The organism is Parabacteroides chongii (assembly GCF_029581355.1).
Taxonomy (GTDB): Bacteria; Bacteroidota; Bacteroidia; order Bacteroidales; family Tannerellaceae; genus Parabacteroides; species Parabacteroides chongii.
Window position 1 is genome coordinate 5,513,260 of the sequence record NZ_CP120849.1, and the last position, 13,532, is coordinate 5,526,791.

The 13,532-nt window shown below is 42.1% G+C and carries 10 protein-coding genes; 9 read left to right on the plus strand and 1 reads right to left on the minus strand.

Annotated features, from left to right (window positions below; translation table 11 throughout):
- The first annotated feature begins 89 nt into the window (after positions 1-89).
- From P3L47_RS21180 to P3L47_RS21210, 7 genes are all read left to right on the plus strand, one after another.
- A complete protein-coding gene (locus P3L47_RS21180) occupies positions 90-1,214 on the plus strand; it encodes a glycoside hydrolase family 88/105 protein (protein ID WP_427910524.1) in 1,125 nt (374 codons plus the stop codon).
- Between the two features lie 168 nt (positions 1,215-1,382).
- Positions 1,383-1,724, plus strand: coding sequence for a RagB/SusD family nutrient uptake outer membrane protein (locus tag P3L47_RS23805; RefSeq protein ID WP_410510718.1), 342 nt, complete (start codon positions 1,383-1,385; stop codon positions 1,722-1,724).
- Positions 1,725-1,802: 78 nt separating this feature from the next.
- The gene (locus P3L47_RS21190; protein WP_277782034.1) at positions 1,803-4,076 is read left to right on the plus strand and encodes a hypothetical protein; all 2,274 of its coding nucleotides are present in this window, start codon (positions 1,803-1,805) and stop codon (positions 4,074-4,076) included.
- A gap of 32 nt (positions 4,077-4,108) precedes the next feature.
- Positions 4,109-4,375, plus strand: a complete 267-nt coding sequence (locus P3L47_RS21195; RefSeq protein ID WP_122361485.1) for a hypothetical protein — start codon at positions 4,109-4,111, stop codon at positions 4,373-4,375.
- A gap of 23 nt (positions 4,376-4,398) precedes the next feature.
- A complete protein-coding gene (locus P3L47_RS21200) occupies positions 4,399-5,520 on the plus strand; it encodes a glycoside hydrolase family 3 C-terminal domain-containing protein (RefSeq protein WP_277782035.1) in 1,122 nt (373 codons plus the stop codon).
- The gene (locus P3L47_RS21205; protein WP_277782036.1) at positions 5,510-5,956 is read left to right on the plus strand and encodes a hypothetical protein; all 447 of its coding nucleotides are present in this window, start codon (positions 5,510-5,512) and stop codon (positions 5,954-5,956) included. Before P3L47_RS21200 ends, P3L47_RS21205 begins: the two co-directional genes overlap by 11 nt.
- A gap of 200 nt (positions 5,957-6,156) precedes the next feature.
- On the plus strand, positions 6,157-8,697 hold the full coding sequence (locus P3L47_RS21210) for a ligand-binding sensor domain-containing protein (protein WP_277782037.1): 2,541 nt from the start codon (positions 6,157-6,159) through the stop codon (positions 8,695-8,697).
- Here the strand turns inward: P3L47_RS21210 and P3L47_RS21215 are convergent.
- Entirely contained in the window at positions 8,615-9,037 is a 423-nt protein-coding gene (locus tag P3L47_RS21215; protein WP_345799083.1) for a sensor histidine kinase, read from the minus strand. The two genes, P3L47_RS21210 and P3L47_RS21215, sit on opposite strands and share 83 nt — an antisense overlap.
- Before the next feature lie 26 nt (positions 9,038-9,063).
- Here P3L47_RS21215 and P3L47_RS21220 point away from each other — a divergent pair, with 26 nt between their 5' ends.
- Together P3L47_RS21220 and P3L47_RS21225 are read left to right on the plus strand one after the other, a co-directional pair.
- Positions 9,064-10,194: a response regulator gene (locus P3L47_RS21220; protein WP_277782038.1), complete on the plus strand. Its 1,131-nt coding sequence runs from the start codon at positions 9,064-9,066 to the stop codon at positions 10,192-10,194.
- A gap of 160 nt (positions 10,195-10,354) precedes the next feature.
- Positions 10,355-13,513, plus strand: coding sequence for a SusC/RagA family TonB-linked outer membrane protein (locus P3L47_RS21225; protein ID WP_277782039.1), 3,159 nt, complete (start codon positions 10,355-10,357; stop codon positions 13,511-13,513).
- Positions 13,514-13,532 lie beyond the last annotated feature (19 nt).

The following is a 13,532-nucleotide window of genomic DNA, read 5'->3' on the forward strand; positions in this document are numbered from 1 at the left end:
TACTCGCTTTTGGGATGATTGTGTATTCGCGGAAACTTGTTGTTTTATTCATTTGATTAAACTTATTAATCTAATAAAACAACAGATCTATGATTTCAAAACGAATACCATTTAAACACATTGCTGCTGTTATTATGCTAGGATGTGCAGCAGTCTCTCTACAGGCTGCCGATTTAAAAAAAGATGAAGTAACAACCATCGCACGTAAAGTAGCAGACTGGCAGATCAAAGAGTTCCCCACTAATAAATATGCTGTCAGTGAACCAAAAGGCTGGATTGCAGGGGCTCTTTATATGGGGATGTTCGACTGGGCAGAACTCAGTGGAGACGAACAGTATTTCGACTGGATGAAAAAAGTATTCAACCGTCAACACTGGCAGGTGGCCGACCGGATGTATCATGCCGACGATGTTTGCGTATCGCAGACTTATATCGACATGTATGGTAAATATAAGGAAGATAAAATGCTACTCCCTACGCTGGCACGCATCGATTGGGTAGTCAACAACCCTTCCAAAGGCGGTATGGATATCGATTACAGCAAACCACTGTCCTACGAACGCTGGTCATGGTGCGACGCATTGTTTATGGCACCGGCTGTATATACCCGCCTCTACACGCTTACCGGCAATAGAAAGTATATGATTTTCGCCGATGCAGAATTTAAGGCCACCTACAATCATCTATACGACAAAGAAGAAAAACTCTTCTTCCGTGATAGTCGCTACTTCAACCAAAAAGAAGCAAACGGGCAGAAAGTATTTTGGGGACGAGGCAATGGCTGGGTAATCGGCGGACTGGCTGAAATATTAAAGACACTCCCGGCCGACGATAGCGAATACCGCCCTTTCTACCTGCAACTATTCAAAGAGATCAGCGAACGTCTGGCCGGATTGCAAAACAAAGACGGTTTCTGGCATGCCAGCCTTTTAGATCCCGCCAGCTATCCGTCACCGGAAACAAGTGCCACCGGATTTATCGTTTACGGACTGGCTTATGGCGTCAACCAGGGATATCTTCCGGCCGACAAATACCTCCCGGTTATAGAAAAAGGATGGGCTGCTTTATGCTCTGCCGTAGAGAGCGACGGTAAACTGGGTTGGGTACAACCCGTTGGAGCCGACCCCCGCAAAGTAACCAAAGAAATGACCGAACTATACGGAACCGGAGCCTTCCTGATGGCAGCTTGCGAGATCTACCGACTGGTCAGATAAATTTATAGAAATTACATGTTTTTTAGCGTATTGAGACGATATTACATCCTTTTGGGACGATTTTGTTCGCACACAACACGCATCTTTCATTCTTTTGACACAAAAAATTAAAATAGCCACATGGTTAATTTCTTAAATTGTTTAATGCGCAAATAAATTATGAAAAGCATGAGCAGACAACTGGACGGGAACCTGCCTCCCTGTAATAAGGCAGCAGAACGAAAGAACAGGATTCTTTCTTTATTATTCTTCTTTATGGCGTTTATATCCGTACAGGTATATGCGCAAGAGATTAAAGTATCCGGAAATGTTATCCGCGAACTAGTTGGTGAAGAACTGCGTCGCTTTACTTTGGTGAGAACCGGTAAATTATTGGAACGTACTAAAAAGTACAACTCCGTCAGCGGTCCGAAGATGGATGAACACCACGCATTGTGGCCTATTCCTCAATCTGTAATCGATTCTAATACAGGTGCTGAATATCCTCAAAATCCGGGATACAGTAAATAAGATAAAATAGAGGGCATCTACAGGCAATGTATTTGCCCCTTATTTCTCTCCTTTCAAATATCAAGAAAACATCATATCATGAGACACCTATTGCTTATAATAAGTTTATATATTTCCTCCACCCTCTGCTTATCTGCCCAGGATTGGCTGATCGACGGTTCTTCTTACAAATCTGCTGTACAGACAACACACGAAGGGAAACGTCTCGAACTAACAAACGGCCTCCTGCGCCGTACTTTTCTTCTTACCCCCAACGCAGCGACAATAGCCCTCGACAACCTGATGACCGGACAAAATGAATTACGTGCTGTCCGCCCCGAAGCCTTACTCGTCATTAACGGAAAAGAATATCCTGTCGGAGGATTGACCGGACAACCTGTCAACAACTTCCTGACAGAAGAATTTATTAATAACATGCAGGTTTGCGACTCGGCTTTTACATTAGTCGACTATCAAATAAGCGAAAGCAAAGAACGTTTCCCCTGGAAACCGAACTCGCAATGGATATCCAACTTATATCCCTGGCCTGCTCCGGGAAAACGGATCACCTTCAACTATCAGGCTCCGGCAAAAGCACCCCAGGAATGTAAAGACCTGAAAGTTCGCGTCATCTACGAATTATATGATGGGGCTCCCATCCTAGCCAAATGGATCGAAATAGATAATAAAGGAACAGAAACGATTACTCTCGACTCTTTCAAGTCGGAAATACTGGCACTGGTGGAAACCGCTCCCAAGGTGCATTATGGCGAACCTCACGAAGTCCGTATGATGGCACAGGAACCGGGAACCTACACGAATGATTTTCGCAAACAACCGGTACAGACAGATGCTCCACGCGATTATATCGACCGTTTCACCCAACTGTTCGTCGTAACCGATTATGCAATGGGCGGAGATATGGAAGCAATGAAAGACAACCCGGCCGTACGCTGGGTATTCGATCATCCGGAATATGAATTTACCGGTATTCGTTATTATGGCCAATATAAACCGGCCCGCCTCGAAGTAACACCTTTACTCGGCCCCGGACTGGATATCAAAGCCGGAGAAAGTTTCGAATCCTGTACTGCTTTTGAAATGCTTCGCGATGCCACCGACCAGGAACGACGCGGACTGGCAGAATGTAAATTTTGGCGTATGATGGCTCCGTGGACACAAGAAAATCCCATTTTTATGCATGTACGCCAATCGGATAATGAAGCTGTCAAACAGGCGATCGACCAATGCGCTGCGGTAGGTTTTGAAATGGTAATCATGACTTTCGGCAGTGGTTTTAAAATAGAAAACGATTCCGCATCCTATTTACAACGCATGAAAGAACTGAGCGATTATGCCGCCCAAAAGGGCATTGCCATCGGAGGTTATTCCCTCTTGGCAAGCCGGGGAGCAACAGACAAAGACGCCGCAATCAGTCATAAAACCGGGAAACCGGCCAACACACGTGAAGAAGGTAGCCGTTTTGGCGTATCTCCCTGTATCGCATCCGATTGGGGAGATACCTACTTCCGTAAATTACAGAACTTCTTTACCTCAACGGGCATGAATGTATTCGAAAACGATGGTTCATACCCCGGTGATCCTTGTGCTTCGACATCACATAGCGGTCATAAAGGATATCTCGATTCACAGTGGACACAATGGAAAAAAATCAGTCAGTTCTATCGTTGGTGTCGGGCCAACGGTGTTTATCTGAATGTACCGGACTGGTACTTCCTGAGCGGTTCCAACAAAACACCGATGGGATATGTCGAAACAAACTGGTCGTTACCCCGCGCTTACCAGGAAATTATCGAACGGCAGAATATCTATGACGGTACCTGGCAGAAAACACCCAGCATGGGCTTTATGTTCGTACCCCTTACCCAATATCACGGAGGCGGTGAAGCTGCTACGATCGAACCGTTGAATGAACATCTGGACCATTACGAGACACGCCTCCGGAACCTGTTTGGAGCAGGCGTACAGGCTTGCTATCGCGGTCCCCGTCTGTATGATACCGAAGCAACGAAAGAGCTTGTTAATAAATGGGTTTCTTTCTACAAGAAATACCGTCAGATACTGGATTCCGATATTATTCATCTGCGCCGCCCTGACGGACAGGATTGGGATGGCATCATGCACGTCAATCCGGCTTTGAAGCAGAAAGGTTTCATATCCGTTTATAATCCGCTGGATACTCCTATCTCGAAAGAGATCAGAATACCTCTCTATTATACCGGACTGACCGACAAAGTAACTATTAAAGAACAAGATCAGAACGTACAGGTGTACGTCCTGGAACGTGACTATTCCATCACGATCCCTATCACCATTCCGGCGAAAGGATATAACTGGTACATCGTCGAATAAACCGATTTGTTTAACCATATAATATAAAAATCATGAATATCAATAACACACCGGCTAAACGTCTGATCCTTTGTTTATCGTTCGGCATCCTACCGATGTTGAATGCAGGTAACAGCAGCTTACAGGCTTCCATGCCCCATCCTGCCAAAAATCAGAAAAAAATATATCACAAAGGCTGGATCGACTTGAATAAGAACGGTCAGAAAGATATCTACGAAGATCCTTCCCAACCTATCGACAAACGGATAGAGTACTCTACGTCAAGTTCTGGCTGGGACTTTTCGATGAGCCATATGTAAAAGACACCAAACTGGCCGATAAAGTGGTAAACAGTGATAAGAACCGGGAAGTATCTCTTCGTGCTGCCCGCGAGTCGATCGTTCTCCTGAAAAACGAGAACAATACGCTTCCTTTATCGAAAAACATCAAGAATATTGCAGTGATCGGCCCGCAAGCCGACGAAGTGAAATCACTTACATCCCGTTACGGTTCACACAACCCGAATGTAATAACAGGTTTGCAGGGATTAAAGAACTTATTGGGAGACAACGTAAACCTGATGTATGCCAAAGGATGTAATGTCAGAGACAAGAATTTCCCACAAAGTGATGTAATGTTCTTCGAACTGAGCGATAAAGAAAAAGAAAAAATCGACGAAGCGGTAGAAATAGCTAAAAAAGCAGAAGTAGCCATCATTTACGTAGGCGATGACTTCCGTACGATCGGTGAATCCAGAAGTCGTGTCAACCTGGATTTGTCAGGTAGACAAAAAGAACTGGTACGTGCTGTACAGGCAACCGGAACTCCCGTCGTACTGGTTCTCTTCAACGGACGTCCGGTTACCCTGAACTGGGAAAACGCCAACCTGCCTGCCATTGTGGAAGCCTGGTATCCGGGAGAATTTTCCGGACAAGCCGTAGCCGAAGTATTATTCGGCGACTACAATCCCGGAGGTAAACTATCGACAACCTTCCCTAAGTCAGTCGGACAAATCCCCTGGGCTTTCCCTTTCAAGCCGAATGCTACCGGTAAAGGTTTCGCCCGTGTAGATGGTGAACTTTATCCATTCGGTTACGGACTGAGTTATACTACTTTTGAAATCAGCGACCTCCAACCGGCAACAACCCGGATCACAGATGGCGATACCCTGACCGTAACCTGCAAAGTAAAAAATACAGGAGCCATAAAAGGGGACGAAGTGGTTCAGCTTTATTTGAATGATGAAACATCTTCCATTTCCCGTTTTGAAAAAGAACTATGCGGTTTCGAACGCGTTACTTTGGAACCGGGTGAAGAAAAGACAGTCACTTTCAAAGTAAACCGTCGTGCTTACGGTATGTATAACGACAAAAATGAATTTATTGTAGAACCTGGAAAGTTCTTCCTGTTTGCCGGAAACTCTTCCAAGTCAACCCCGTTAAATGCTGAATTTTATGTGGAATAGATTAATGATAGGCCTGTTGCTGCTGTTAGGCAGCCAGGCTGCTTTCTCACAAACATGGCTAAAAAAAACAGATAAGGAGATCCTCCAATATACGATGGATAACAAAGAACGTATCGAAAACACCCGGCAGACCGATACACTCTTCGCCATGACTTGCCGGGAAGAAGATGAATTAGGCCGTTTGTTCGAAGTTTCTTATTTGTTCAATATGAAGAACAATGTCTGTACATCTTACGAACGTCTGTTACCTGCTCACCGTTACTGGGCAGCCAACCTTTTAGAACAAGTTTCTTTACAGGAAGCCAATGCTTCAGGAGAAGAGATCGAAGTAGACGGAGAAATATTGAATGCTGTTTATACTTTTGGAGATTACCGGATACATGTCTCTCTAAAAGAAGATTCACTCTCCTTATTTTATACGCTATCTGATAAATAAACTCCAGTTATCCCCTGTCATTCATACGCTGGCAGGGGATTTTTTTCAAAAAAACAACCTAAAAACGAAAGCCAGGTTTATGAGGTTACGCGATTTCAACAGGAAATTCAATGGAATAGACGAAGAATAAACAAAAAATCACATATCTTTGCAACAACATCAAAATTCTACAACGATTCATCCTTAATCTTCAATAAGCTATGATAAAGCACGTACAAATAGCATTAATAAGTCTACTCTCTCTACTATCCCTTTCAGGTTATAGTCAGAGTACATCTCCCTATTTTTTTTCGCAGATTGGGATTGAAGACGGATTGACACAAGGGTCTGTTGGAAAGATATACCAGGACACAGACGGATATTTATGGGTAGGAACCCAGGGAGGTTTACACCGGTATGACGGATACGAATTTAAAGTTTTCAAAAATAATCCAGCTGATTCCTGTTCTTTAACAGATAATAATATACAAGACATTGCCGAAGACAGGAATAAGAATATCTGGGTCATTACAGATAACGGTGTTCACAAAATAACGCATCAAACAGAGACAATCAAACGATATTATGTGAAAGAAACCCGTTTCATGCACTGCTGTCTGCTGAGTAAAAACGGGGAATTCCTACTTGCCGGAGAAAAGTATCTTTACCAATACGATGAACAAGGTGATTCACTTGTCTATAAAGATTGGTTGACCTCCACTCCTATCGCTCCCAATATAAAAGCCATGCAGGAAGATGAAGAAGGCAATCTGTATGTAGCCAGTTCTCAATCCGGACTTGTCGTACTAAACAAACAAAAAGAAGTTATACATTATTATAAACACGATCCGGACGATCCGTCTTCCCTTATTAAAGGGAGTATTTGCGGATTATTTACTGATAGCAACAATCGGTTATGGATACTTTCCGAGACATCGGGAATATGCTATTTGGATAAGGCTAATAACAAATTTGTTCATTTGAATACGGCTAATTCAGCTCTGAGCAGCAACGTAGTCCGAACAATAGTGGAAGAAGAGTCCGGCACATTATTACTCGGCACTTTTGCCGGATTGAACCGTCTCGATCTGAAAACACTCCAGGTGACTCCTTATAAATTCAATCCGGAAGAACCCGGTGCATTGAGTTATTATTCCGTACACAGCCTTCTTAAAGACAATACCGGAGCTTTATGGGTGGGAACCTGGAAAGGGCTAAATTATTACAGTCCTGCCCGGAAACAATTCTATCAAATTACCCCTAATGCTTTTACCGGATTATTAGGAATGGGACAAGAAGATGAAAACGGCAATATTTGGTTCGCCACAGAAGGAGCCGGTTTGTTCTGTTATAATCCGGAGACACAGAGCCAACAGTTTTATCCCAAAAAGTCACCGTATAAAAGCAATTACAGTTCCAACATATTCAAATCGCTGCTGATCAAAGGCGACAGCATTATTTGTGCAACCAATGCCGGTTCTGTTTATCTGTTTTCTAAGAAAAGAAAAGATTACCGATTGCTTTATGATTATAACCGCGGTGATATCTATACGCTATTATATGACAATAAAGGTAGATTATGGATTCCAACTAATTCCAGTTCCGGATTGGTTTTAATTGATAAAAACAAAGAAATCAACCAGTTCCCAATAAACGGAGAAACCAGGAAATTCTTCTTCGTCTCCGCATTAAAAGAAATAGAACCGGATATTTTTATCATGGGAACGCTTAAACAGGAACTTTACAGGTACGACATGAAACAGGGAACACTCAAAACCATCTCTTCCCTGGAACTAAACCTGCCTGAAAATTCGAAACCCGGTGCCATCAGTACAATCCTGACTGATTCCTTGCAGAATATATGGGTCTCATTTTTCGGCAGCGGCATATATCGGTTTGATCGGGAGATGAATTTGCTCAAACATTATGCGGATGACAATGGTATAACTGATGGCTATATCTACACGATGATACAGGGTAAAGATCAAACCATATGGGCTTTATCCGGAAATAGTCTATATTATTACAAACCAGAGACGGATCATTTCATCTCTGTCCACAATACCAGCCAACAGGTTTTGGAGTTTACCCGACAGGCAGGAACCTGTGATAGCAAAGGAACACTCTATTTCCCCGGGAATAAAGGGATATTGTGTTTTAACCCCATTCAAATGAACAAAAACACATATATACCTCCCGTCTATCTAACCACCTTGTCTATTAATAATTTTCCGGTAGAATTTGGGAATAACAAATCGATCCGGTTAAAGGCTGACGAAACCAATATTTCTATCGGATATACTGCTCCAGACTTTATTTCACCCTCACAAAATCAATATGCTTACAAAATGGAAGGGGTAGAAAATGAGTGGAACTATGTAAAGGGGCGAAGAGTAGCTTATTATAGTAATTTAGCTCCAGGCAGTTACAATTTCAAAGTAAAGGTGGCAAACAACGAAGGATACTGGAACCCGCAGGAAACTTCTTTAAGCATTACAGTATTACCTCCTTTATATAAAACGTGGTGGGCTTATCTATTGTATATCACAGTGATATGCACTATTATATGGAAGTTTGTATACCATCAAAAGGTACGTCATGAACTGGAAAGTAATATCCGTTTTAAACAGCTTGAACAGGATAAAATGAAGGAATTACACGAGGAACGTATGAGATTATTTACCAACTTCTCACACGAACTACGTCACTTTCTTTGGATAATATCGATAATTTCATTTCGATCACACCTTGTTCAGGGGTGAACTTAAAAGCATTGGATAATAGGTTAAACATCACTTTTTCAATCTCTTGCCTATCATAATAGACACAAAAACCATCAGGAATAGCATTCTTTTGGGTAAATGTGATGTGTCGATGGTTAGCAACAGATATAAAGGAATCATATAATTCTTTCACAAATTCAGACAGATTGAATTTTGTTTTTTGCAACACCATTTTATGTGCATCATATTTTTGCACATCCATCAGATTATTAACAAGTAAGAGCAGTCGCTGCGTATTTCTGCGCATCAGTTGCAAGGAGTTTTTTACCTCCGTAGAGAACGCACTATGGCTTAAAAGATCTTCCAGTGGATTAATAATAAGTGTTAAAGGAGTGCGTAGTTCGTGTGAAACTTAGGCAAAATCAACAACTCATCGAAGATTACTATCTACACATACAAGTTTCTGATAATGGGCAAGGTATATCGCAAGAAGAGCTTGAAAAAATATTCCAGCCTTTCTACCGGTCTTCTCAGGATCTGCATCATCAGGTTGCAGGTTCCGGTATCGGTTTAAGTTTGTCACGATTTATCGTAGAACAGCATAATGGCATTATATGGGCGGAGACAATGCCTCAATCCGGAACCCGAATACATGTACTACTTCCTGTATCGGAGAAACCAGTCAGTGCTCCGGTAAAACAAACAGAACCTACTATTCCTATTAATATCCAAGAGTTCATTCCGAACGATAAAAAAAGGAATACAACCATCACACAAACCCTGCTGTTCGTAGAAGATAATAAAGATGTATTGGAATATCTCGAACAACAATTTGAGAATGAATACAACATATTAAAAGCCGGGAACGGAAAAGAAGCATTGGAACAAATAGCTTTGAAAATTCCGGATTTGATTATCAGTGATATCATGATGCCGGAAATGGATGGATTGGAACTATGTACCCAAATCAAGCAAAAAGCCCAATTATCTCATATCCCAGTCATTCTGCTGACTGCCAAAACGATGCCTTCTCAAATAACGGAAGGATACAAGGCCGGAGCAGACGACTACATCATAAAGCCGTTCGACATCGCCTTGCTGCAAACCCGCATAAAAAACCTGCTAACCTCACGAAAACGGATACAGCAGAAATACGAGAAAAAACTGAATCTGAATGAACTGGGCGTCAAAACGACCCACCAGGACGAAGAGTTCCTGAAACAATACACCGCTATCATCAAAGCAAATTTCTCCAATCCGGACCTCGACGTCGACATGATCTGCAAAGAAATCGGTATGAGCCGCGCCAACTTCTACCGGAAGGCAAAGACACTGACTGCCCTCTCCCCTGCCGAAATGATCAAGCATCTTCGTCTGGAAGCGGCTGCCCAAATGCTGCGTGAAACCAATTTAAGCATCTCCGAAATCCTCGAAAAGGTGGCTTTCAGCAGTAGCGGTTACTTCGCTTCCTGCTTCAAATCCGTCTACGGCATGTCGCCCAAGGAGTACAGAAATGTCAATAATTTAAAAGATTAAAAAACGAATATTCTTTATTAACAAGCAAAAATAGTCTCAAACCCACCGTTTAGAGACAAATCTAACCTTTTTTGAAACGAAATAGACTTTTTTCGCCTTGATTTCTCATCACTTTTGCAGCAGGTCAATCAATAAGTGTTAACCATTTATTATAATTTATATGAGAAACAAGTTTTTAACAATGTTGATGGGAATTTTTCTTTTCGCCCACCAATTAATGGCACAAGACATTTCTGTGTCAGGTAATGTAAAAGATGAGAAGGGCGAGGCGCTGATCGGTGTCTCTATCCAGGTAAAAGGGACCACAATCGGGAACATTACCGACATAGACGGTAATTTCATGATTTCTTCTGTGCCCGCAAACAGCGAATTGGTTTTCTCCTATATGGGATACCAAACCCAAACAATCGCTGTTAAAGGGAATAAGGTTATTAACGTTACATTAAAAGAAGACTCTCAGGCACTCGAAGAAGTGGTTGTAGTCGGCTTCGGTACACAAAAGAAAGTAAACCTGACAGGTGCCGTTGCTTCTGTCGGTGCCGAAGTGCTGGAAAACAAACCGGTTGCCAATGTCGGTCAGGCATTGCAGGGCGTTGTTCCTAATTTAAATGTGTCGGCTACGAATGCGTCACCGAATGCTACTCCTTCTTTTAACGTACGTGGTGGAACATCTATCGGTTTAAAGGAAAACAAAACGAATGAATGGGAAGTCAAGAACGGTAGTCCGTTGATCATAGTCGATGGTATCCAGGTAGATGCTGATTATTTAAACATGATGAACCCTAGCGATATTGAAAACATATCCGTATTAAAAGATGCTTCTGCTTCTGCTATTTACGGTGCACGTGCGACTTATGGTGTCATGTTGATCACTACTAAATCTGGTAAAAATGAAGCGAAAGCAACGGTTACATACAATATGAACCTGCAATGGAACACACCATCCCGTATTCCTGACATTTTGGATTCTTACACACACCAGTTAGCATCTAATAAGCAGACCGAAATGACGGGAGGCACAGTTACTCCATGGATGGAAACCCTGTTAGCTGCCAAGAAAAAATACATGGAAAATCCAACACCTGAAAATACCTGGATTTACAATGAAGGCAGTACAACAGCAATGACATGGGTTGCCAATATGAATCCGTATGAAGTAGGAGTAAAAGACTGGACACCTCTGCAGCGTCATAATATCTCTATCAGTGGAGGATCTGCAAAAACCCGCTACTACATATCTATGGGTTACCAGCGTCAGGAAGGTATGTATAAAATCAATACAGATATCCAGAATCGTTATAATATCAATATGAACCTGAATACAGACATCACGAACTGGTTTAGTATCGCATCTAAAATTTCATTCAACTCCAGCAATTATAACGAACCTTACATGAACCCTCAGAAAGGTTCTGTATGGTCTGCCATGAAAAATGAACCCGGACGTAACTTGAATATGCCGATCATGACAGGCCCTAACGACCCAATACCAAACACATATACAGATAATATCCTAGGTTGGCTGGCGTATGGTGCTACACAACAGACTAAAAATACCAGCACTGTATTCAACATTACTCCAACCATCACTTTCTGTCCTGAATTTAATGTAAAGGCAGAATTATCTTACCGCCCGACAGAATACTTCCAGAAACGATTTATTCCTGTCCGCAATTATGTGGTTGATTCTTGGGGAGGTACAGTAAACACACATACAAATCCTTCCAGCGTAAGAGAAGAAGCTCGTCACTCTGATTACTATACAATCAATGCTTATGCAAATTTCAACAAAGCATTTGCAAAACACAATGTTTCGGCAGTAGCAGGTTTCAACCAGGAATGGTACCAATTCCGTAAAACGTGGGGAGAAGCCGAGGATGTTATCTCTAACGACATGCCGACTTTAGGTATGACTAACGGTGCACAATATACTGGTGACAATTTCGAACATTGGGCTATTCGTGGAGCTTTTGTCCGTGCTAACTATAATTATGACGGACGTTATTTATTTGAATTCAGCGGACGTTACGACGGAACTTCTCGTTTCGGAAAAAACTCCCGTTTCCAGTTCTTCCCATCTTTTTCTGCAGGTTGGAGACTTTCGGAAGAAAAATTTATGAAAGATACACGTAGCTGGTTAGACAATTTAAAAATTCGTGGTTCCTGGGGTTCATTAGGAAACCAGGATGTTGCAAACTATGCTTATATTGCCAGTTACGGTGCAGCCGATTATATCTCATGGGTAATGAACGGTTCTCAATTGATGGGTATGAGCCCTACAGCAATCATTGCCAACGACTTGACATGGGAAACGGCTAGCACATTAGACTTTGGCGTTGACTTTACGGTATTAAATGGTCGTTTGGATGCTACATTCGACTGGTATACACGCCGTACAACCGACATTTTAATGAGTGGAACAAAACTTCCGGCAGTTCTGGGAGCCTCCGTTCCTAAACGTAACTCCGGAGAATTAAAAACAAACGGTTGGGAATTGAGTTTAAAATGGAAAGACCAGTTAAGCAATGGTATTCGTTATGATATCGGATTAGTTTTATCTGACTATCAATCCAAAGTCGTTAAATTCACAGGTAACCCCAATGGCTTACTGGATACTTTATATGATGGTATGAAAATGGGTGAAATCTGGGGATATGAAACTGTTGGTATCTTACAAGAAAACGATTTTACTATTGATGAAAACGGCAAATATATCCTGAACGGACCGGATCAAACTGAAATTCTAGCTAACCATTACCCCGGTGACATCCGTTATGCAGACCTAGACGGTGACGGAAAAATTTCAAAAGGTGACAATACAATCGAGAATCATGGAGATAAGAAAGTGATCGGTAACTCTACTCCTCGCTTCCAATATGGCATCACCGGTAATATTTCATGGAAAAATTTCGACCTGAATATTTTCTTTCAGGGAATTGCAAAGAAAGACGTTTGGATCAGCGATAACGTATTCTGGGGTGGTTCAGGTACAGCCGGTAACTGGGAAATGTATAATAACTCATGGACACCGGAACGCACCGATGCAAAATATCCGATGTATGCAGGACGTATTTCAAGTGTTGCTCAAACAGGTTATCTGTTTAACGGAGCTTACCTCCGCTTGAAAACATTAGCATTAGGCTACACATTGCCAAGAGAATGGACCAGCAAAGCAAAATTGGGAACAGTACGTCTAAGCCTGTCAGGATACAACCTGTTTGAAATCACACAGATTCCTGATTTGTATGACCCAGACCAGATTTCATCTGCTTACCCAATGATGCGTTCTGTAGCATTTGGCCTGCAAGTAGGTTTCTAATAAGTACATTTAAAACACA